Genomic DNA, 23,152 nt, shown 5'->3' on the forward strand with positions numbered 1-23,152 from the left:
AACCGCGGAATGATGCCGATGTCCCAGTCCACCGAAGAAAAGCGGCCTTTCAATCTTTCGCGCTGGGCGATTGCCCATCCCAGCATCGCGCGGTTCCTGTTCGGCCTGATCATCATCACCGGTGTGCTCGGTCTGATGCGCATGGGCCAGAAGGAGGACCCCGACTTCACCTTCCGCGTCATGGTGGTCCAGGCTTTCTGGCCGGGCGCCTCGATCCAGGAGATGGAGGATCAGGTCGTCAACAAGATCGAACGCAAGCTGCAGGAGACCCCGCATCTCGATTTCGTCCGCTCCTACACCCGCGCCGGAAGCGCGATCATCACGCTGCAGGTGGAGGGCGACACCAATGCCCAAGAGGTGGCCGACGCGTTCTATCAGGTCCGCAAGAAGGTCGGCGACATCGCCAACGAGTTGCCGGAAGGGCTCCTTGGGCCCTATTTCAATGACGAGTTCGGCGACACCTTCATCACGCTCAATTCGCTGAGCGGCGACGGTTACAGCTATCCCGAACTGAAAAAGTTCGCGATCCAGGCGCGCGACATGCTGTTGACGACGCCCGGCGTCGAAAAGGCGGTGATCCTCGGCGACCAGCCCGAGAAGATCTATATCGACGTCTCCTCGAACGTGCTGGCCGCGCGCGGGCTGACGCTCAACGATCTCAGAAACACCATTGCCGGCCAGAACAATGTCGATCCGGCAGGTTCGGTCGATACCGGCTCGCGTTCGGTGCGCATTTCCGTCGAGGGCGGCCTCGACAAGGCCGAGGATCTCAGGAACCTCAGCCTCAGGGCCGGTGGGGAAGTCACCCGCCTTGGCGATATAGCCACCGTCTCCTCAGGGCTGGAGGATCCCTATTCGCGCAAGTTCCGCTTCAACGGCCAGGACAGCGTGCAGATCGGCGTGGTGATGGCCAAGGGCTTCAAGGTCACCGACGTCGGCGCGGCCGTCGAGGAGACCTACAAGCGTTTCGAGGCGTCTCTGCCCTATGGCGTCGTTGTCGATCAGATCTCCAACCAGCCGGAAGTGGTCACCGAAGCCGTCGGCGAGTTCATGAAGGCGCTCGGCGAGGCGCTGGTGATCGTGCTCGTCGTCTCGTTCGTGTCGATCGGCTGGCGCTCCGGCCTGGTGATCGCCATCACCATTCCGCTGGTGCTCGCTGCAACCTTTGCCATCATGTACGAGCTGGGGATCGACCTGCAGCGTATCTCGCTTGGCGCGCTCATCATCGCGCTCGGGCTTCTGGTCGACGACGCCATGATCGTTGTCGAAATGATGGAGCGCAAGCTGGAGGAGGGGCTCGTGAAGGTCGAGGCCGCCAGCTTCGCCTATTCTTCGACGGCCTTCCCGATGCTGACGGGCACGCTCATCACCACCGCTGGCTTCATTCCGGTCGGTTTTGCTGCCTCGACGGCGGGCGAATATGTGCGCTCGCTGTTTTATGTCGTTGGCATCGCGCTCGTGGTTTCTTGGTTCGTCGCCGTCTACTTCACGCCGTGGCTCGGCAACATGATCCTGAAACAGCGCGCCCATGCCGGCGGCCATCACGATGTCTTCGATACCCGCTTCTATCGCCGCCTGCGCTCGACGGTGTCCTGGGCGGTCCATCACCGCGTCATCGTCCTGTCGCTGACGCTCGTCGCCTTCTTCGTCAGCCTGTGGGCGTTCCAGTTCATTCCGAAGAACTTTTTCCCGCAATCCTCCCGCCCGGAAATCCTCGCCGATCTCTGGCTGCCGGAAGGCACCAGCATCAAGCAAGTCGAGAGCGAGGCCAAGGCGCTCGAAGCGCGGATGATGGACGATGCGGACAAGCGCTTCATCGCGACCTATATCGGCGAAGGCGCGCCGCGCTTCTTCCTGCCGCTCGACCAGCAGCTGCGCAATCCGAACTTCGCCCAGCTGCTCATCATGGCCAATGACGAGCCGGCGCGCGAACGGCTGATCGTCAAGCTGCGCAAGATTCTTTCGGAGGATTTCCCCTCGATCCGCTCCAAGGTCGATCGTCTCTTCCTCGGCCCGCCGACCGGTTGGCCGGTGCAGATGCGCATCATGGGACCGGACCGCCAGGAGGTGCGCCGCATCGCGGACCAGGTTAAGGCGAAGTTCGCCGAAAACCCGCAACTCGGTGCGGTGCATGATGACTGGCTGGAGCCGGTGACGGCGATGAAGCTGGTGATCGACCAGGATCGCGCCCGCGCGCTCGGCGTCACCTCGCAGCGCGTCCGGCAGATGCTCCAGGCGACAATGTCCGGCGTGCCGCTCGACAATTTCCGCGACGGCGAAGAGACGGTCTCGATCGCCGCCCGCGAGCCGGATGCGACCCGCGCGCTGCTGTCGTCGGTGGAATCGATCTATATCCCGACCGATTTCGGCAGTTTCGTTCCGCTTTCGCAGGTCGCCAAGGTGGTGCCGGTGCTTGAGCAGGGCATCGAATGGCGCAGGGATCGCCTGCCGACGATCACCGTTCGCGGCACCTTGCCCGACGGTGTTCAGCCGAATGACGTGGCGTTGAAGATGTATGGCGAGATGCAGTCGCTGCGCGACAGCCTCGCCCCGGGATACAGCATCAACATCCAGGGCGGGGCTGAAGACGCGGCCGAAAGCCAGGGCTCGATCGCCGCCAAGGCGCCGATCATGCTGGCGGTCATCGTCGTGCTGCTGATGGTCCAGCTCCAGCATTTCGGCAAGGCGATGCTGGTTCTGGCGACTGGTCCGCTCGGTATCATCGGAGCGGCGGCAGCGCTGTTGATCAGCGGCGCTCCCTTCGGGTTCGTCGCCATTCTGGGGGTTATCGCGCTGCTCGGCATCATCATGCGCAATTCGATCATCCTGGTGGACCAGATCGACCAGGATATTGCGGCTGGGATGGATCGCTCCGAGGCCATCATCGGCTCGGCCGTGCGCCGGTTCCGTCCGATCATGCTGACGGCGTTGACCGCGGTTCTGGCGCTGATCCCGATCTCGCGCGGCGTCTTCTGGGGGCCTTTGGCCTATGCGATGATGGGCGGCATCCTTGTCGCCACCGTTCTGACGATCCTGGTGCTGCCGGCCGGCTACGCGCTGTTCTTCGGCCGGGAGCCGAAGCGGCAGGAAACCGAGCCGGAAACCATTGAAGCGGACGCTGCTGAACCCGCAGCGGCGATGATTTATCCGCCGGCCGTTGCTGCCGAATAGCGCTGACGAGGAGGATGAAATGCAATGGCGTCGGTCGGTCGACGCCATTGCAGGGGCAAGTGATGGGGGCATCGAATTCACTGTGCGGGCGGCGGACGCGGGAGCGCCGATCGGACGCGCGAACGTGAAAACGTGCGACCGCCTTTGCCTTTAGCCGGTGCCGATCAGAAATTTATGCAGTAGGGTCGCCCGCAATCAGACGCCTTCCAGGGGATTCGGGTGAAGCTAGATATTCTCTTCTGCAGCATGATGGTCTGCACATTTTCGTTGCCGTCCATGGTGCATGCCGAATGGCAGGCGGTGGAAAAGACCCACACCTATGCAATTTCCGGTCAGACCGGAGCTGAACTTTACGCGTCGATCGGAGAGCGAGGGCCAAAGGTTGGCGGGATGGTTCGTGCCATCGCGCACACCGATTTCAAGCTGACCTGGACCCGGAAATACGAGCCGCAAGACAACAACGCCTGCACGCTCGTCTCGGCCAAGCCGAAGCTTATCATCACCTATACGCTGCCGAAGCCGTCAAAGCCGCTGCAGGGCGCCATGGCGCAGAACTGGGAAACCTTTATCTCAGGCGTTCGCAGCCACGAACTGGTGCACGGCGACTTCATCAAGGATCTAGTGAAGGCGATCGAGAGCACATCGGTGGGGCTCTCGGTCGATGCAGATCCCAACTGCCGCAAGATAAGGGCCGAACTAACAAGGCGGCTCGGCGAACTGTCCGTAGCCCAGCGCCAGAGAAGCCGGGACTTCGACCGTGTCGAACTCAGCGATGGTGGTAACATTCACCAGCTCATCCTCAATCTCGTCAATGGTGCCGGAAGCCGTTGACTGAGGTTTGCGCGTAACGGCCCAGGCTGCGCCCTGGCAAGGTACGTCCAAGCGGAATGCGCCGGTGCGTGTGCCGCAACGGAGATTCCCCGACACGTTCCTGTCGAAGTGGATAAGGCGCGATGGCGGCATTTCCGTACAGCTGATGTCGTCCCATACCGGCCGAATTGCCGGATACAGGAGACATGTCAGCCGATCTCGTTCAGCGGGCAGCCGTCAAAACACGCCTGCCGGCTCCTCTGCTGTTGCCAGCCTACTTCATGAATTCGCGGATCTTGTAGGCGACTTCGGTGCGATTGGTCGCGTTCAGCTTTTTCATGATGTTTCTGATGTGGACCTTCACTGTGCTTTCACACAGATCCATCTCGTAGGCGATGATCTTGTTTGCCTTTCCACGGCGCAAGGCTTCGGCAACCTCGATTTCCCGCGGCGTGAACAGGCTGTCTGAGCATCGTGCGCCATTCACGACCGAGTTGATGGCCTCCCTCATCGTCAGGATGCTGCTCGCCGGAACGAAGACGCCGCCGGCGCGCGCAAGTGCGATCGCTTCGGCTGCAACATTGATCCCGACATTGCTTGGAATGTAGCCACGGGCACCACATTCCAGCGCTTTGAGGATCTGGCCGAGTTCGTCCGTTTCGGCAACCACGATCACCGGGCTGTATTTGAACTTCTCAACCAGCGTTTCGATTTTTTCGCAGACTGCAAGGTCGCCCACTTTGCCGCCACCGACGATCAGAAGTACGGCAGAGGGGTCGGTCTGCAATTTTCGGCTGCGCCACTCGTCAAAGGATCCGACGGTAACGATCGTCAGTCCGGGATCGTAGCCCGTCAGACTTTTCGACAGGCATTCCCGGTCGAGCGCGCGCGGGTCAATGAGCAGGATGTAGTCGAAATCCTCTTCCTGATCCGTCATGTCCGAACCGCTCAAGCCTTGGGGGAGGGATTGTTCCAGTGCGCTTGGGAAGGATGTCGGTCGCGTCGTGGAGCTTCTCGCAATTGTTGCTGTACGAATATCCATTGAATTTTCTCCTTTTTATTCTTATTTTGTCAGGTGTAAAATATTCTAGATACAAGTATAAGTGCAAATATACCTTCGGGTTCCTCTCATGATTTTGTTGTTATATATTTCCAATCAGATCACATATATTTCTGCTCTGCATTAACATAGGTTAATGTACTCGCAATCAATCAGTCGAGATTCGTGCGAAGATAGCCGGGGTCGAAATCAACCAATTCGGCCAGTCGTCGGCGATCGAGAAACTCGACGATGCCATTCCTGAAGGATAACAACCCCTTCAATCTCATCTCCTTCAAAACGCGGTTGATGTGTACGGACGATAGCCCGACGGCATCGCCGATGTCTGACTGCGTCAGGGGGCATTCGAAACCGTCAAAACCCGATCTGCTCGGTTTGCCGGCTCGCACCGCCAGTTCGAGCAGCAGATGGCCTGTGCGCTCCAGCGCATCGCGGCGCGCGATGTTTGCCAGCCGCTCGGTCATTCGCACTTGGCGCTTGAGCATCTCGTGCACGAAATTCTGTTGGATCCTCGTCGAAAGATTGGGGCCACCGGCGCCGGGAGGCACGGCAAATTCATAGACGGTCACGTCCGAGAGGGCCTGGATGGTTTCTTGCGTCAACTCGGAAGACAAGGTCCAGACCATGTCTCCGCGCAGCATGAATTCCACGACGATCCGCGTGCCGTTCGCCAGAATCTTGCGACTGACACTCCAGCCGGAGATGAAGAACAGAACGCATGACCTCCCCTCTGGCTCGAACAAAATGGAGCCGGCCGGGAACACCCGCTTTCGCGCAACGGTGAGTTCCGATCTGTGTTGGTTCGTGTCGAAACTCGACGGTTCACCGCGCTGTTGCGACCCTATAAATGCCCCAAGTTGCCCCACCATAAAGGCGCACTCTCTCTTCGGTCTTTTCGATTGTACTTAAGTATATAGCAAACAACCGGTGGTTAGGAATATTACCCAAGATGATTAGTAATTGTGGGAATCCACATCGATATCAGCTTAATCCGGCCGGGTGGGGCAAACGGTAAAGAGCTGAAAAGCTTGGAATTTAGGTGTTGGAGAAGCCAATTGCTTTGTGCAAGGGATCAGGTAGCCCGCAACCGTCAGAGGCCGTTCGACCAGGCGTAGCCGGCCAAGCCTTGTTCGTTCGGCACAACCGCCGGCTGGGTCTTCCGGTTCGCGCCGCGGTTCTGGTGCATTTCCAGGCATTCTCGCAAGAGCGCGATGCCGTCGCGGGCCTGATCGAGGATGGAGGCGTGGGTCTCGGGATCGATGCCCCTGCGGGCTGCCTCCTCGAGCAAGGAGGCGACGTGTTGTGCTGAGACGTCGGCATCGCCGGCAAAATACTCTGACCGGCCGACGAACTGGAAAAAGCCGTCGACCTTCGGATCCCAACCGAGACCGACCTGCGGCACGCCGAGGGAATAGGCGGCGATACAGGCGTGCAGGCGATGCGCCAGGATGACCTGCGTCGATGCGATAATGTGGATCAGTTCCTCGGGCGTTTTCGGGCGGGGGGCCAGATAGAGATTGCCGCTGTCAATCTGCCCCGCGAGACCGTCGCCGCTGAGAATGCGTCGAGCAAAGGCCTGGTCTTCCTGTGCGCCATTGGTGAAGAGACAGATCCTGTATCCGGCTTCGAGCATCATGCTCAGCAATCGATGATAATCTTCGATATGCCGAAACGGAATTCCCTTCGACCCGTGGCCCGAATGACGCCGCAGGATCAGCGGGTCGGTGACACAGATACCGATCGCCCGGTCCTCCGCCTTCAGTGGTTCGAGCGCGTGGCTCGAAACGATCTCCCGAACGAGCAATCCGGGGTCGGGCAGTATCCTGGCGTGCGGGCCGGCTGGAAAATGGCCGAACCAGTTGCGGCTGGCGATGGTATCGCGGACCGAGACATGGACCAGTTGGCTTTCCTCGAGCCTGCCGAAGAGCTTTCTTGCCTGTGGCGACCAGTCCCGGCTGGTGCCGACGGCATAGATCGCGAGCGGCTTGCCGCTACGTTTGACACAGTCGAGCGCGGCTCCCACCTTCAGCGGGAAGTTCAGGTCATCGTCCTGAAACAGGTTTCCCCCGCCGATAACGACGGCATCGGCTGCCTCGATCTCTCTTTGCCATTCGACCTGCAATCGGCGCAGTGTCGGGGCGAGCGCCTGCTTGACAACCCGCCGGCGCGCGAACGCGGGCAGGGCCTGCAGCACCTTCAGCAATTGCCGGCGACGCCCGCCACCGCCGGTGCCGAACGCTGTCCTGCCGGCGAGATCGATCGTCTTGACCTCCAGCCCTTTTGTCCCGCGCGCGAGCGCGGTCTCAAGGCACTGCGCAAGAACACCGTCACCGAGGTTCTCGCTGTATTTGACGTTGAAGACGACGACCTTCATCAGGAGCCTCCTATGCGGCGCGGGCTAGCCGCACCGACAAGTCGTGTTCGGCGTGCTGCCACATCGCTGATTTGCAGGCATGTCAGCGCCGACACGCTACCGGCGAGGATGTAGAAAAGCAGGCCCAGGTCATAGACAGTGCCCGAAACCAGAGACGTGCTGAGAGCAGCGACAAATCCGGCTTTCGCTGCCCGTAGCGCTGCAAGACCTTCCACGCGCCGCTGAGCGGCCAACGGCACGCGAGCGCAAAGGATGGTTGCGACAAAGATGCAGAAGATGACGAGCCCCAGAACACCGACATTCGACAGGAGAACCAACAGATAGCTCGAGGCGCGCGCGCTCCCCAGGCCCGCGCCCATGCCGAAAGTGTTGACGAAGGCCTCATAGGCGGCCGCGTTCCACATAGCGCGCTCGCGGCCGGACTGGCTGTCGACCTTTGACAGGAGCATCTCATCGAGAAAGTCGTAGACGGTCGACACCATCTCGGGAAACAGGTTGACGACCGTAAGCAGGACGAGTGGCACAATTAGGAAAAGGGCCGCGAGAAACACCGGGCGTCCGGGGTTTTTCCGTTGGAAGACCGTGATGATCGACCGTATCCAGAGAAATGGGAAGACGACGGCCAACCCGAGCAGCGCTGTCGCAGACGTCGAAAACACCAGGCCGGCGAGTGAAGCAAGCGCCAACGCTGCCGTCAGCCGCGAGCGGATCCGGTCGAGCCAGAGGCTCGCCGTCGCGGCGAACAGGACCAGCGTGTAATCGGCAAAGGCCGATGCCTCGGGGAAGGATCCGGAAATCCGTTTCAGTCCGCCTTTTTCCGCTGCGGTCAGAAGGGCGTAGTTGGCCGTTCGCACCACGCTCAGAAGATACTCTGTACCGGAGAAGTAGGTGACGATGTCGGCGGCCGCGAAGGCGAGATTGACCGTTGCAGCAATGAGGATGGCGCTGACGAGGTGCGACGGAGCCCCCGGGCGACGCAGATAGGCGTGGCAGAACCCGAAACAGGCAAGTCCCCCGAGGGCGTAGACGGCCTGCGTTATGTTGTTGGATGAAGACCTGAGCGGCGACAGCGCTATGAAACTTCTCGCGCCGACCGATCGTTCGACCGTCATCACATCGACGGCGCCCTGGAACAGACGAGGCGACAGGACCGCGGTCAGCACGCCGAAAAGCGTGAGCACCATCAGCCAGAAGCCGGAGCCGGCCGGTACGAAGGCTGCCAATACAGGACCTTCGCCATAAGCCATCAGGATCCTGACGCCGAAAAACAGCAGGAAGACATTGGGAACAAGGATGGACGCGCCGCCAAGGGCTGGAAGGTTGATTGCCGCCGCCGAGCCGAGCGTGGTGGAAACGACCATGAACGTCAAAGCCCAATGGATGGGCGCCATAAGCACGCCCAAGCCCACAAGTACGGTAACGAAGCCGATCAGTTCAAAGCTCATGCCACCATTTCCAGTTCATGAAACGATCCTATCAAAGGGGGCATGCCGCGTATTTACGCCTGCGGCTAAGCCTTTCGCATAGCGTGCCGGCCTGAATCGGTAATGGACCCCGGGCGGGCTGCCGCGCTAGTTTCCCGCCATGACCCCATCTGTTCGCGAACCGCGCCGTTACCTGGCCCGCCGCCCTTCAGTTCGGCACTTCGTCCGGCCTGTCATCGGTTGTCTGTGGATCTTGATGCTCGCATCGGGCGCCTCGGCTGACGGATACACGGGCGGGGACACAGGCGATGCGCTTCCGGTCGACGATATGCGTCTGACGTTCGACGAGAACTTTGATGAGCTGGACGTATCGGCCTGGGGGCCTGGAACCCGCTGGATCGCCCACACGCCGTGGTCCGGGGATTTCGGAGGTGCCCGCTTCGCCAATCCCGGCGAGCGCACACCTTTCAAGACCGAGAACGGCATCCTGAGGATCGAGGCAAAGCGTGATCCGGAGGGAGACTGGCAGTCCGGCCTGCTCGCTTCGGTGGATCCGAAGGGCAACGGCTTTGCCCAGCAATACGGCTATTTCGAAATGCGCGCCCAACTGCCGGTCGGTCCCGGGGTATGGCCCGCCTTCTGGTTGATCGGCAAGGATCGCTCGAAGTCGACGGCGGAAATAGACGTGATGGAATTTTACGGCGACAAGCCGGACGGTTACTCCTCGGTCATCCATGTCTGGCATCGCGACGACAAGAACGATTCCCAGTTCAGCCGGATCGAGGTGTTTCGCGACGCCGATCCGCAGGACTTTCACACCTATGGGGTGAAGATCGATTCCGAGTTCATCCGGATGTATTTCGACCGGAAACTCGTATGGAAGGCGGAGACACGACCCGAGCACCGGCAGCCGATGTATGTGCTGCTCAACCTCGCCCTGGTCGAAAAGACGGCGGACCAGGCGCCTGATCCCTCCCACATGTTCATCGATTACATCAGGGCCTACGACCTTCCATAGATCGCGCCGGCGACTGCATGTTTCCTCAAATTCCGTCCGGTTCAAGAACGAGAACATGGAGCAATTCGAGGCGGCGCGGCGAGCCTTGTCCGCCTGACAGGAGGCGCGGCGCGGTCGATCGTTTTCACCTCGCACGGCCCTCACTGTCCACTGCCGCACCTGCCTTTGGAAGCGCGTGAAAACAAAGCGAAAACAAACGGTTCTGTCCGCGGGATCTGACGGGTTGTCTGCGTATCTCCCCGGGTCGCATCCCCCTAAGGACTAAGGGGAGCTAACCCTTTTGATCGCCGGGTATCGATGCGGCTATCCCAATGATCAGCTGTTCATTTTTCGCCACCATGGAATTCTGGCAGACGACGGCATTGCAGCAAATTTCTCCGGCCGTCTGTTGCCGGGAGGACGTCTGGGTCTTTCCGCCAGGCAGTGAAGCGAGAGGAACAGGAGGCGAAGTATGGCTGAGTTCCGATTTTCCGGAGGCGACGGCTCGGGGGGGATGCCCGTGCGCGCGACAGGTCGCTCGCAGGAAACCGTGTCCTACGATCCGGAGCGTTCGGTTCATGCCATCGTTCATCAGCAGGCTCAGGCGGCTCCGCAGGCAACGGCAATCATCTTCGACGATCACTCGATCACCTATGGCGAACTTGACACTCTGTCGGATGCGCTCGCCGCTTACCTGATCGACCGAGGCGTGACGAAGGGCGACATCGTCTGCCTCTTCGTTCCGCGGTCTCTTGAGACGATCGTCGCCATGCTGGCCATCCTAAAGGCGGGCGCTGCCTATCTGCCGCTGGACACGACCTTTCCCGTCGACCATCTCGACTACGTCATCGGCGACTGCGAGCCGAAGGTGGTCTTTGTCGATACCTGCACGCTTGTCACGATGCTTCAGGTTCCGAGCGTCAAAGGCACGATCGCTGACCTCCATGCCCTCGTTGCCGACCTCTCGCGCGCTGAGGCGAAGCCATTCGAACCCGTGGCTGTCGTCGGTGGCGACATGGCCTACGTCATGTACACGTCGGGTTCGACCGGCCGACCGAAGGGCGTCGCCATTCCGCATCGCGGCATCACGCGGCTCGCGCTCGATCAGAACTATGTCGAGCTCGGCAGCGGCGATGTCGTGCTGCACGCGGCCACCATCGCGTTCGACATCGCCACCTTCGAGGTCTGGGGCACGTTGACGAATGGCGGTACGATCGCCGGTTTGCCGGACGGAAATTTCTCGATCGGCCGGCTGCGGGACGTCATCCGCGACAACGGCGTCACCGTCTCCCTGATCACCACGGGTCTGTTCAATCTGCTCGCCGATTTCTCCTGCGGCGAACTGCCGACGCTGCGACACCTGATGTTCGGCGGCGAAGTCGCCTCGGCCGAACATGTCAAACGTTTTCAGAAGGCGCATCCGGAGTGCCGCCTGACCAACGGCTACGGCCCGACGGAAATCACCGTTATCGCCACCGCCTTCGACATCCCCGCCGGCTTCGACGGCAAGGATGTGCCGATCGGCCGCGCCGTCAGTCACACCGGAATATTGATTGTCGATGAGGACCATCGCCCGGTCGGGTGCGGCATGGAGGGGGAGCTTGTTCTGACCGGCGAGGGGGTCGCCATCGGTTATTTCCGGCGTCCCGAACTGACGGCGGAGCGGTTCGTGACGATCCGCACCGATGAGGGCGACGTGCGCGGCTATCTGACGGGCGATCTATCGGTGCTCGGCAACGACGGCATCCTGCTCTTCCGCGGCCGGCGGGACCGGCAGATCAAGTTGAACGGCAAACGCATCGAGCTCGACGAGATCGAAGCCGCCTTGCGGCGTGATCCGCGGCTCGCCGACGGTGTCGTCATCTGCCAGCATCTGGACCAGTCCCACAAGCGGATCGTCGGCTACCTGTGCCCGCGCGAGGGCGCGCGGACAGACGATGCAGAGCTGATCCGCGGTGTGATGGAAAGGCTGCGCAACAGTCTTCCCGCCTACATGATCCCGAGTGCAGTGATCGTGCTCGATCATTTGCCGCTGCACCAGTCGGGCAAGGTCGACCGTGCCAGGTTGCCGCTGCCGGTGGATGCATTGCCCACCGAAAACGCACCGGTCGCCAGCCGAACCGAGGCGGTCTTGCAAGAACTCTGGTGCAGCGTCCTCGGTCTTCCGGCCGTGGAGCTCGATCGCAACTTCTTCGATTTCGGCGGGACTTCGCTGCAGCTGATGCGGGTGCATGCGGCGCTGGAGGTAAAGCTCGCCCGACCGATCGATGTGGTCGCGCTGTTCAAGCATACGACCGTTCGTGAACTGGCTGGTTTTCTTGACGGAAAGTCGTTGGCCAGTGCCCGCACGATGACGGCGGCCGAACGTGCGGCGCGCCAGAAAAAGAACATGTCCCACTTCCGCAGGAGCGCCTCATGACGGTTTTCAATGGTGCGGACGACGCGCGCGGTTCCGATCGCAATGACCAGGACGTGACTGGCATTGCGATCATCGGCATGTCCGGTCGTTTTCCGGGCGCCCCGTCGGTCGAGGCTCTCTGGGATCTGGTGTGCGAGGGGCGGCATGCATTTTCGAAACTGAGACCGGACGAAATCGAGGACGCTTTTACCGACGAGGAACGTGCTGCGGCGAACTATGTCCCGGCCCGGCCGCAGCTTCCTGATATCGACATGTTCGACGCCGAGTTCTTCGGCATGTTCCCGCGCGAGGCGGCAGTTACCGACCCGCAGCACCGGGTCTTCCTGGAAGTCTGCTGGGAAGCGCTGGAGCGGGCCGGGTATGATCCCCATCGTTATCCCGGTCTGATCGGCGTTTTTGCCGGCGCGTCGATGCCGACCTATCTCATCAACAATGTCCTGGGCGAACGGGCAAAAGCCGAGGAGTTCACCTCCAATTATCAGATCGGCTGCTTTCAGCAGATCGTCGGCTCGCTGACTGACGTGCTGGCGACAAGGATCGCCTACAAGTTCAATCTGCGCGGGCCGGCAATCGCAATCCAGTCGGCCTGCTCGACGTCGCTTCTGGCAGTGTCCCAGGCCTGCCAGAACCTTCTGACCTATAGCTGCGACATGGCGCTTGCGGGCGGGGTATCGATCACCATTCCGCAGCGGCGTGGCTATATCTACCAGGAAGGCGGCATGGTCTCGCCCGATGGCGTCTGCCGACCGTTCGACGAGCAGGCGGCCGGAACCGTTTTCGGCAGCGGCGCCGGCATCGTGCTGCTGAAGCGGCTGGAAGACGCCCTTGAGGATGGAGACCGGATCTTCGCGGTCATTCGCGGCTACGGCATCAACAACGACGGTTCGGACAAGATCGGGTTTACGGCGCCGAGCGTCGAGGGGCAGGCGGATGCGATTTCATCGGCGTTGGCAAATGCCGGCGTCGATCCACAGACGATTGGATATGTCGAATGCCACGGCACCGCGACGCCGCTCGGTGACCCCATCGAGTTCGGCGGATTGCGTGCCGCTTTTGCCGATGCTGGCGACATGCGGCAGCATTGCGCATTGGGCTCGGTCAAGGGCAATGTCGGTCACCTCGATGCCGCCGCCGGTGTCTGCGGGTTGATCAAGACGACGCTGGCGCTCTATCACGCCAAGATTCCGGGAATGGCGAATTATCAACGTCCGAACCCGCGCATCAATCTCGATGAAAGCCCCTTCTACATTCCCGCCAGCACCACCGACTGGCCGGTTACCGAGGGTCCGCGCCGCGCCGGCATCAGCTCGTTCGGCGTCGGAGGTACCAATGTGCACCTCGTGCTGGAGCAGGCACCGGCATCGCGCGGTGATGTCGACGCCATGGCGCGGGGACCGTACATCCTGCCGTTGTCCGCGCGCAACGAGGCCGCGCTTGCGGCCATGCGGGCGAACCTGCGCGATCACCTGCAGGCAAACCCGGCATTGCCGTTGGCGCAGGTTGCCCACACGCTGCAGACCGGACGGCGCGCCTTCAGCCATCGCACCGCGGTCGCCGTAAACGATATCGAGCAGGCGATCGAGCGCCTCGGCGACGAACGGGTGGCAAGCGCGGTTGCAACCGACCGTCCTCCGCTCGCATTCATGTTTCCCGGCCAGGGCTCGCAATATGTCGGCATGGGAGCCGCACTCTACAGCCGCGAACCGGAATTCACCCGTTGGATAGACCGGGGCGCCGATCTACTTCGGGCACCACTGAAGACGGACCTGCGCGATTTCATCTGCCACAGTGGCACCGTCAGCCAGGCGATGGCCGACGAGCAGCGCGAAACCCGCATCGCCCAGCCCTGCCTCTACCTCGTCGAATACGCGCTGGCGCGCCTATGGATGAGCCGCGGCTTGAAACCCGACGCGATGATCGGCCACAGCGTTGGCGAATTCGTCGCCGCGACACTGGCCAATGTCATCTCGTTCGAGGACGGATTGCGGCTCGTGGCCGCGCGCGGACGTTTGATGCAGTCGCAGCCTCAGGGCGCGATGGTTTCCGTGCGCGCCGACGTGGAGACCGTCTCAGCCTATCTCGGCGACGGGGTCGAGATCGCTGCGGTCAACGCGCCGAAACTCTGCGTGATTTCCGGAACGTTCGATGCCGTCGATGCGGCGTGCGCGGCGATGGAGCGCGCAGGTATCGCCTTCAGCCGGCTTCACACCTCACATGCATTTCATTCAGCAATGATGGACGGTGTCACCGATGCCTTGCGCGAGGAGACCGCAAAGGTCACCTACGGCACCGCGATTATGCCTTACATCTCCTGCGTCACCGGCGCCTGGCAGACGGGCGAGCAAGGCATGTCGCCCGACTATTGGGCGAAACATTGCCGTGCCGCCGTCCGGTTTTCCGATGGACTGGCAACCCTTTGCGACGGGCGGAAACCTGTCTTGCTGGAGGTTGGACCGGGTCGCACCCTGTCGGTCTTCGCCGCGCAGACGCTCGGCCGCGATGCGGTCAGCGCCGTCGTCCAGTCGCTGCCGGAACATGATCGTGCGCATGCCGCCGGCGACACGCTCGCCGAAGCCCATGGCAAGCTCTGGATGTCGGGCTGTGATCTCAATTGGCCGGCATCGCCGGCAGCCGGCAGCGCGCCCCTCATTCTGCCCACCTATCCGTTCCAGCGGCAAAGACACTGGATCGACGCACCTGCCTCCGCGCGGCGCGGCGAAAGCCAGCCGGCGTCATCGGTCGCGCAGCTCTTAGCCGCCGAGCCGTCTTCCACCGACACGCAAGCGCAACCGTTTGACGGGATGAAAATCATGAATGTTGCTACACCAGCCGTTGCTGCAAGCCGTATCCCCGCATTGCAAACCTCGCTTATTACCCTGCTCAGCGACATGTCGGGAGAGGCGCTTGGACCCGGCGAAGCGGGCGCGACATTCCTTGAGCTCGGCTTTGACTCGCTCTTCATCGGCCAGTTCGCCCAGCGGATCGAGAAGGATTACAAGATCAAGCTCTCGTTCCGGGAACTGTTGAGCAACATTCCCACAGTCCAGGATCTGGCCGCGCATCTCGATCGGCAGCTGCCGCCCGAGCCGCAGCAGGCGCCGGCGTCAGTGGCTGCAGCAGCTGAAGTCACCCTGCCGCTCCCCGCCGCAGCCGCCCAGCCCGTCGCCGCACAGGTTCTCCCGCTTCTTGCCGCTGCCCCCGCCACAACGGCCGCGCCGGTTGCCGGCATCGAAGCCGTCCTGCAGTCGCAGTTGCAGATGCTGCAGGCGGTCGTTTCGCAGCAGCTCCAGGTGCTTCAGGCAGCGGGCTCCGCCGCCCCGCCCGTGACGGCGACCGTTACTGCGGCAGCGATAGCCACTCCGGCCGCGACGAGCGCGCCGCAGCCGGTGCCGAAGGATGGGGTCGACGCCACGGCCGACGGCGAAATTGGAGCGGGCCGTATCAAGCTCTATCGTCCAGGCGCCAAGAGCCTGGCGCCCGAGATGACCCCGGAAAAACAGGCGTTCGTCGCCAATCTGATTGCAGCCTACGAGGCACGGAACGGGAAGTCGAAGAGCTTTACCGGCCAGAACCGGAAGTGGCTCGCCGACCCGCGCACTGCTGCCGGCTTCCGTCAGGACTGGAAGGAGATCGTGTTCCCTGTCGTCTCCGATCGGTCGAAGGGGTCGCGCATCTGGGATGTCGACGGCAACGAGTATATCGATCTCGTCAACGGCATGGGCCAGACGGCCTTCGGACATGCGCCGGACTTCGTCGTGGAAGCCGTGAAGGCGCAGGCGGACGCCGGATTTGCCATCGGCCCGCAAACGCCGCTTGCCGGCGAAGTCGCGGAAATGATCGCGGAGATGACCGGCCACGAGCGCGTGACCTTCTGCAACACCGGTTCCGAAGCCGTGATGGCGGCGATGCGGGTGGCGCGCACGGTCACCGGCCGGGACCGCATCGTGATTTTCGGAAACGACTACCACGGGCAGTTCGACGAAGTTTTGGTCAAGGGCAAGAACCGGGCGGGCGCTCCTGTCGCGATACCGGTTGCAGCCGGTATCCCGGCCGCCTCCGTCGCCAACATGACCGTGCTTCGCTACGGCGATCCGGAAAGCCTTGACTGGATCAAAGCCAATGCCGGCGATATCGCCGCGGTGATCATCGAGCCTGTTCAGAGCCGTCATCCGGAGTTGCGGCCGGTCGAGTTCGTGCGTGCGCTGCGCGATATCGCAACGAAATCCGAGTTCGCCCTGGTCTTCGACGAGGTCGTCACCGGCTTCCGGGTCGATCCCGGTGGCATGCAGGCGATCTGGGGCATCAAGGGTGACATGGCGACCTATGGCAAGGTCATCGGCGGCGGCATGCCGATCGGCGTGCTGGTCGGCGACAGCCGCTTCATGGATGCGCTTGACGGCGGTTGCTGGAACTATGGCGACGACAGCGTTCCGATGACGGCGCCAACTTTCTTCGCCGGAACATTCGTGCGCCATCCGTTGGTGCTGGCAGCGGCGCGCGCCGTTCTTCAGCACATCAAGGGCGAGGGGGCGGCACTCTACGGCGCGGTCGCCGATCGTACGCAGGCTCTGGTCGCCGAGATCAATGGCGATCTCGCACGGCGCGGGATCGCCAGGTCCGTCAACGGCTACAAGAGCTGGTTCTTCACCGAGTTTGGCAGCGACGATCCGCTTGGTTCACTTCTCTACGCCAAGATGCGCATGCAAGGCATCCATATCCAGGACGGCTATCCCTGCTTCCTGACGACCGCCCACAGCGAGGCGGATTTCCAGGCGATCGCCGCCGCCTTCCGCAACAGCCTCGATGCACTTCAATCGGTCGGGATTCTCGGCACGCAAGACCAGGCAGAGGAAATCGCCCCAGCGTCCGCCGGCGTGGAATTTGTCCGGCCGTCGACGGCGCCGCTGACGGAAGCACAAAAGGAGATCTGGCTTGCCGCCCAGGCCGGCGATGAAGCCTCCTGTGCCTTCAACGAGTCCTTCACGATGGTCCTGGACGGGCCGTTTGACCGGGAGCGCCTCGGCCGGGCGCTCGATGCCGTCGTTGCGAGACACGACGCACTGCAGATCCGGTTCGCCCGGGCAGGCGATCGTTTCGAATTCATTCCCGATTTCGAGCTCGATGTCGCCGATATCGACTTTGCCGGCGAGAGCGATGGCGAAGCGTTGTTCCGGCAGTTGATCGACGAGGATGCGCGCACCCCTTTCGATCTCGCCAATGGGCCGCTGGTCAGGGCGTCCATCGTCAGGATGGCTCCCGACAGCCACCGTCTGGTCTTCACAGCGCACCACATCATCTGCGATGGCTGGTCGGTGAATGTCGTGATCGAAGAGCTCGCCGCGATCTACTCGGCCTATGTACGTGACGCCGAGGCCGATCTTGCGTCGCCGCTGTCCTTTGCCACTTACGCGATCGATCTGGCACCCGATGCGGAGATCGCCGGTGCGACAGAACAGTTCTGGCTCGACCAGTACAGGGACGTTCCCGATCTGCCTGATATGCCGCTGGATCGGCCACGGTCGGAACGCCGCAGCTTTGCCGGCGGGACCGTCACCGGACATATCGAGGCGGAAACCTACAAAGCGCTGAAGAAGGCAGGGGCAAAGTCCGGAGCAACGCTGTTCTCCACCTTGCTGGCGGCGCTGCAGATCATGATCTCCCGCCTCTCCGGCCAGGGCGACATCGTCATTGCCGTGCCTTCGGCCGGGCAGAACCTGCTCGATGGTCAGACGCTCGTCGGCCACTGTGTCAATCTTCTGCCGCTTCGCCAGACAGTCGCGTCTGACAGACGTTTTGACGAGCATCTCAAAGCCACGCAGCAGCTCGTGCTCGGCGCGTTCGAGCACCAGGACTACACCTATGGCACGCTTGTGCGCAAGCTGGGCGTCAAGCGCGACACGCATCGCCTGCCGTTGACGGAGATCCAGTTCAATCTGGAGCGGGTGCCGGACAATCTGGATTTCGGCGGCCTGCAGACCAAGATTTCCTCGAACGCCAAGGCCTTCTCCAACTTCGACATGTTCTTCAACCTGACCGAAAGCCCCGCGGGCGTTCGCATCGACGTCGACTACAATGCGGAAGTCTTCGAACGCAGCACGATCGAGCGCTGGATCGGCCACTACGCGACACTGGTTGCGGCGCTGGCCGCCGATATTGCCCGGCCGATCAACGATCTGCCGCTTCTGTCTGCAGCTGAACAGGCCTGGCTTGCAGAGGGCCTGAACGACACCGCCGCCGACTATGATCGCGACGCATTCGTCTTCTCGCTGTTTGCCCGCAAGGCTGCCGAACGGCCGACGGCGGTCGCCGTCGAACTCGACGGCCAGACGATGACCTATGCGGAGCTCGAAACGCGATCCAACCAATTGGCCTGCCGGATCCAGAAGGCCGTCCCGCAGCCGGGGCAGCGCATCGCGCTCCTGGTCGAACGGTCGCTTGAAATGGTGGTCGCTCTGCTGGCGATCATGAAATCGGGACACGCCTACGTGCCACTCGACCCGGCCCACCCGGAGACGCGTCTGTCCCAGACACTGGCGGTTGCGAGCGTTGCCGGCATGATCTGCGACAGCGACCGGGCAGAAACTCTGGCTGGCAAGGACGTCGTGATCATCCGCATCGACGGCGAACAGGGCGCGACCGGCCCGGCCGCGGCGCTGCCGCAAGTCCCGACCGACGCGGCGACGCCGGCCTATATCATCTTCACCTCGGGATCGACCGGAGCACCGAAGGGGGTCGAGGTTTCCCATCGTGCCCTCGTCAACTTCCTGACATCCATGGCGCGGGAGCCTGGGTTCACCGATCGCGACACCATCGTCGCGGTAACGACGATCTCCTTCGACATCGCCGGCCTTGAACTCTACCTGCCGTTGGTCGCAGGCGCGAAGGTCGTGCTTGCCGGCCGGCACACGGTGCGCGACGGGTTTGCTCTCGTTCGGCTCGTCGAAAGCTGTGGTGCGACCGTGCTGCAGGCGACGCCGACACTCTGGCAGATGCTGGTCGAGGCTGGTCTTAGCCGCCCCGGCCTCAAGATGCTGTGCGGTGGCGAGCCGCTTCCCAAGGCACTTGCATCCTCGCTGCTCGGCCTCGGCGGAGAGCTGTGGAACATGTACGGCCCGACCGAGACGACGATCTGGTCGTCGGTCCAGCGGATCGAGGATGGCGAAAAGCCGATCACCATCGGTCATCCCATTGCCAACACGCAGCTTCTCATCCTCGACAAGGCGGGTCGCGTTGCCGCCGTCGGCGTCACCGGTGAGCTTCATATCGGTGGCGAGGGCCTCGCCAACGGCTACTTCGCCCGTCCCGACCTCACCGAGAAGGCCTTCGTCGATATCGACATCGGCACGGGAGCGGTTCAGCGTCTCTACAAGACGGGCGACGTCGGCCGTCGGCTCGCGGATGGTTCGTTGCAATTGCTCGGCCGACGCGATCAGCAGATCAAGCTTCGTGGCTTCCGCATCGAGCTTGGCGACATCGAGGCTGCGATCTCCAGCGCAGAAGGCGTTCGCCTATGCGCCGTCGTCGCCGCCCAGAACAAGAATGGCGACAGACAGCTCGTCTGCTACGTGATCCCGCAGAACGAGAACGACAAGCCGACGACATCCATGCTCGCGGCACATGCGGAGGCCAACCTGCCGGCGCATATGGTCCCCGGGTTCTGGGTGCTGGAGGAAGCGCTTCCTCAGACGGCCAATGGCAAGCTCGACCGCAAGGCGCTCGAACAGCGCGGTCTGCCGCAACGGGAGGTCGCGGCCATCCGGGTGCCGCCGCGCACTGCCATGGAAACACGGCTCTGCGAGATCTGGCGCGACGTCCTGAATGCGCAGGAGATCGGTGTCGAGGACAACCTCTACGCGCTGGGTGCGGATTCTCTGATCATCTTCCGCATCGCTGCCCGCATGCTGGACAGTGGCCTGCAGCTGGAGGCCAAGCACCTGATGATGCATCCCTCCATCGCAGAACTCGCCACCTTTGCCGAAACACGCGACGACGGCGAGCTGAACGCCGCCAAGCCGCAAGTTCCTTCGCTGAGAGATTTCCGCAATGGCGCGCGGCGCCGGTTTGAGCAGGTATCACGCGTATGAAAGAGACCAACAACACTGCACCTGCCGCCGAAGCCACCGTGATCGCGGAGTTTCCCTGTTCCCAGACCCAGCTGCGCTGTTGGATCCTCGACCAGTTGAAGCCGGGCAATCCGGCGCTCAACGTCGCGGTCCGCTGGGAGATCCGTGGCACTTTTCGATCTTCGACGTTGGAGGCTGCCTTTCGCACCGTCATCCAGCGCCATGAGATCCTGCGTACCCGGTTCGTCGAGGTCGGCGGCAGGCCCTGCCAGCAGGTGGTCGATCAGGTCGACTTCAGGATGTCGGTCATCGACCTGCGAAACGTGCCCGTCGATCAGCGCGATCAGCGCATCCTGTCGATTGGCGAGGAAACCGCCCGCGCGCCTTTCGATCTCAGCAGCCCCTATCTCTTCCGCGTCTCGCTGCTGATGGTGGAGAACGAGCGGGGCTTTCTGCTGATCACCGCCCACCAGAGCTGCTTCGACGGCTGGTCGATCCGCGTGCTGGGCCGCGAGGTCGGTGAGATCGCATCGGCGCTTGATGCCGGACGGCAGCCGGCCGTACCCGAACTGCCGTTGCAATATGGCGACTTCTCGCTGTGGCAGCAGGAGTATCTGGGCAGCTATGGTTTCGAGACCGAGAAGTCGTTCTGGCGCGAGCAGTTGACTGGCGCACCCTATTTCGAGGTTGTTCCGGATACGCCGCGTGGACCGGTCAAGACCAGCCGCGGCAACATCCTCTCTGTCAACAATACCGGCGATTTCAGCGAGCGTATCGACGCCGCCGCACGCGCTCACCGGGTGTCGCTCTACAGTTTCGGGGCGGCCGTCGTCAGCGCCTTGCTGCAGCGCTACACCGGGAAGAATACCGTCATGTTCGGCTCCCAGGTCGCCGGCCGCGACGAAACGGACCTGGAGAACCTCATCGGGGTCTTCATCAACAATGTCGTCCTGCGCTTCGACATCGGCAGCGACATCACCTTTGCCGAGCATGTGCGTTCGGCAGGCGCAACGGTGACCGCTGCGCTCAACCATCATAGAATGCCGTTCAACAAGCTGGTGGAACTGGTCAATCCGGTCCGCGACCCCTCGCGCAATCCGCTGATCTCGGTGAACTTCAACCTGCAGAAGGCCTTCCTGGAAGACCATCAGTATGGTGGCTTCGAACTGCTCAGCGCGCCGTCGCAATCCCCTGGTGTCATCTACGATCTGAGCTTCATCATGATCGGCAGACCGAGCGGATGGCGCATGTCCATCGAATACAATGCCGACCTGTTCGAAAAGGCGACGATCGAATCCCTGCTGCGGCTCTGGCAGGAAGCCTACGAAATGGCGCTGGAGCGGCCCACTGCTCTGCTTTCAGCCCTGGCCATCCCGGCGCGGGAGATCAAGGCGCAGCCCCTCGAGACGGGGCGCGCGACGGCGATCGAACAGATGCTTGCCGCCCATCCATCCGTCGGTTCGGCCGCGGTCCTGCTCGACGAGGATGGAAAACGCGCCCATGCCTTTGTCACACCGGCTCCGACGACCACGGAACCGCTCGACAGTCTGCCGGAGTACCTGATGGACTATCTGGGCCGGCAACTGTCCCAATCCGCCATGCCCGGCGGCATCAGCGTACTCCTCAATTTGCCGCGCGATGCCAGCGGCACCGTCGATCGAAAAGCGTTGCGCATTCCTGTGGGCCTGCCCGTCGCTGCCAAGCCGGTTGTCGACCGGCTGGAAACGGTGAACGCGCCGATGCCGACCCCGGCGCAACCCGACCAAACCAAGGCCCTTGCGGCGATATGGGCGGACGTTCTCGGCGTCCCGACAATCGCGCCGGACGACAACTTCTTCGCGCTCGGCGGCCACTCGCTCCTGGCATTGCGTATGCTCTCCGGCGCCCGATCGAAGCTTGGTGCGAAGGCCGACCTGGAACTGCTCTTCAAGGAGCCGACATTTGGCGGCTTTGCCAAGGCGCTGTTCGGCGGAACGGAACCGAGAGGGACGGAACTGGACGGAGCGAATGCAAGTCCCTGGACTGTCAGTGCCTGCGGGAAAACCGAGGCGCCCTTTACGCTCTACACGCTCAATCATCCGTTCCTCTACTACCGGCTTGCCACCGACCTCGGCGATAGTGTGTCGGTCTACAACGCCAACATGTTCCATGCGGATCTCACTGGCGATCTCGCCTCAATGTCACTCGAGGAGATCGCCGGGCATGCCGTCGACAGCATGGGCACAGACATTCTCAAAGGGCCGGTTGGCGTCATGGGGCTTTGCGTCAACGGCGTGCTGGCGGTCGAAATTGCCCGCCAGCTGCGCCAGCGTGGCGCCGATCTGCGTTTCACGGCGGTCATCGATGCCTGGGCGCCTGGTTATGTCAGGTCGCAGTCCCGGCTCCGGCGCCTTCGCTGGAACGCCGAGCGCCGCGTGAAGCGCATTGGCTACTTCACCCGCAAGCTGTGTTCCGGCCGCCTCGGTTTTGTCGACTATCTCAGGGAGTTCAACTTCACGCTTGCCTTCCTCCAGCGCCTTGGCGTGCGGGCGGCGACCTATTCCCGGGAAGAAGCCGTCAATGCCGATGTTACCGATCTGCTGGTCAATGCGGCCCGTCGCTACCGCCCGGCAGCGACGAACGAGAAGTCCGTTCTGCTGTTTCGAAGCGAAGCCACCCACCGCCGCGCCCGTAAGTTGCTTTTCGGCTGGGGTGGTGCAATCGCTGCAGACAGCGAGGTCTTCGACCTCGAGGGCTGGCATGAGGATAGCCTGAACAGCAACAGCATTCAGGCACTGGCGACGATTGTCATCAACAGATTTCGCTCACATCACGAGAGCTGAACCCGGCTTACG

10 protein-coding genes are annotated in these 23,152 nt (G+C 62.2%); 6 read left to right on the forward strand and 4 right to left on the reverse strand.

Annotation, left to right across the window (positions count from 1 at the left end; all coding sequences use genetic code 11):
* Positions 1-18: 18 nt before the first annotated feature.
* Positions 19-3,171: an efflux RND transporter permease subunit gene (locus tag AC07UR_RS21685; protein WP_209790181.1), complete on the forward strand. Its 3,153-nt coding sequence runs from the start codon at positions 19-21 to the stop codon at positions 3,169-3,171.
* 246 nt (positions 3,172-3,417) lie between these two features.
* Positions 3,418-4,002, forward strand: coding sequence for a DUF922 domain-containing Zn-dependent protease (locus AC07UR_RS21690; RefSeq protein ID WP_209790295.1), 585 nt, complete (start codon positions 3,418-3,420; stop codon positions 4,000-4,002).
* Positions 4,003-4,255: 253 nt separating this feature from the next.
* Here the strand turns inward: AC07UR_RS21690 and AC07UR_RS21695 are convergent, their stop codons facing one another.
* The 4 genes from AC07UR_RS21695 to AC07UR_RS21710 all read right to left on the reverse strand — a co-directional run bounded on the left by AC07UR_RS21695 (position 4,256) and on the right by AC07UR_RS21710 (position 8,860).
* Positions 4,256-4,918 (reverse strand): response regulator transcription factor, encoded by a 663-nt coding sequence (locus AC07UR_RS21695; RefSeq protein WP_173423293.1) that lies wholly within the window; start codon positions 4,916-4,918, stop codon positions 4,256-4,258.
* A 275-nt stretch (positions 4,919-5,193) separates the two neighbouring features.
* A complete protein-coding gene (locus AC07UR_RS21700; protein ID WP_209790180.1) occupies positions 5,194-5,910 on the reverse strand; it encodes a Crp/Fnr family transcriptional regulator in 717 nt (238 codons plus the stop codon).
* Between the two features lie 221 nt (positions 5,911-6,131).
* Complete coding sequence (locus AC07UR_RS21705; RefSeq protein WP_209790179.1) at positions 6,132-7,415, reverse strand: polysaccharide pyruvyl transferase family protein; 1,284 nt, start codon at positions 7,413-7,415, stop codon at positions 6,132-6,134.
* A complete protein-coding gene (locus AC07UR_RS21710; protein ID WP_209790178.1) occupies positions 7,415-8,860 on the reverse strand; it encodes a hypothetical protein in 1,446 nt (481 codons plus the stop codon). The genes AC07UR_RS21705 and AC07UR_RS21710 overlap by 1 nt, the downstream gene beginning before the upstream one ends.
* 235 nt (positions 8,861-9,095) lie before the next feature.
* Between AC07UR_RS21710 and AC07UR_RS21715 the strand changes: the two genes are divergently transcribed.
* From AC07UR_RS21715 to AC07UR_RS21730, 4 genes are all read left to right on the forward strand, one after another.
* On the forward strand, positions 9,096-9,857 hold the full coding sequence (locus tag AC07UR_RS21715; RefSeq protein ID WP_209790177.1) for a glycoside hydrolase family 16 protein: 762 nt from the start codon (positions 9,096-9,098) through the stop codon (positions 9,855-9,857).
* A gap of 451 nt (positions 9,858-10,308) precedes the next feature.
* Entirely contained in the window at positions 10,309-12,255 is a 1,947-nt protein-coding gene (locus AC07UR_RS21720) for a non-ribosomal peptide synthetase (RefSeq protein WP_209790176.1), read from the forward strand.
* The gene (locus tag AC07UR_RS21725; RefSeq protein WP_209790175.1) at positions 12,252-20,339 is read left to right on the forward strand and encodes a non-ribosomal peptide synthetase/type I polyketide synthase; all 8,088 of its coding nucleotides are present in this window, start codon (positions 12,252-12,254) and stop codon (positions 20,337-20,339) included. The genes AC07UR_RS21720 and AC07UR_RS21725 overlap by 4 nt, the downstream gene beginning before the upstream one ends.
* Positions 20,336-23,140 carry a condensation domain-containing protein gene (locus AC07UR_RS21730; protein ID WP_209790174.1) on the forward strand — a complete coding sequence of 935 codons (2,805 nt, stop codon included), beginning with the start codon at positions 20,336-20,338 and terminating at the stop codon, positions 23,138-23,140. The genes AC07UR_RS21725 and AC07UR_RS21730 overlap by 4 nt, the downstream gene beginning before the upstream one ends.
* Positions 23,141-23,152 lie beyond the last annotated feature (12 nt).

This window comes from Ensifer sp. GW821-FHT05G01 (assembly GCF_059419585.1).

What these genes read in the sequence shown, in the direction of transcription:
- AC07UR_RS21705 (WP_209790179.1), bottom strand. Translation starts at nt 7,415, where the DNA reads ATGAAGGTCGTCGTCTTCAACGTCAAATACAGCGAGAACCTCGGTGAC.
- AC07UR_RS21730 (WP_209790174.1), top strand. Translation starts at nt 20,336, where the DNA reads ATGAAAGAGACCAACAACACTGCACCTGCCGCCGAAGCCACCGTGATC.
- AC07UR_RS21700 (WP_209790180.1), bottom strand. Translation starts at nt 5,910, where the DNA reads ATGGTGGGGCAACTTGGGGCATTTATAGGGTCGCAACAGCGCGGTGAA.
- AC07UR_RS21685 (WP_209790181.1), top strand. Translation starts at nt 19, where the DNA reads ATGTCCCAGTCCACCGAAGAAAAGCGGCCTTTCAATCTTTCGCGCTGG.
- AC07UR_RS21715 (WP_209790177.1), top strand. Translation starts at nt 9,096, where the DNA reads ATGCTCGCATCGGGCGCCTCGGCTGACGGATACACGGGCGGGGACACA.
- AC07UR_RS21725 (WP_209790175.1), top strand. Translation starts at nt 12,252, where the DNA reads ATGACGGTTTTCAATGGTGCGGACGACGCGCGCGGTTCCGATCGCAAT.
- AC07UR_RS21690 (WP_209790295.1), top strand. Translation starts at nt 3,418, where the DNA reads ATGATGGTCTGCACATTTTCGTTGCCGTCCATGGTGCATGCCGAATGG.
- AC07UR_RS21695 (WP_173423293.1), bottom strand. Translation starts at nt 4,918, where the DNA reads ATGACGGATCAGGAAGAGGATTTCGACTACATCCTGCTCATTGACCCG.
- AC07UR_RS21710 (WP_209790178.1), bottom strand. Translation starts at nt 8,860, where the DNA reads ATGAGCTTTGAACTGATCGGCTTCGTTACCGTACTTGTGGGCTTGGGC.
- AC07UR_RS21720 (WP_209790176.1), top strand. Translation starts at nt 10,309, where the DNA reads ATGGCTGAGTTCCGATTTTCCGGAGGCGACGGCTCGGGGGGGATGCCC.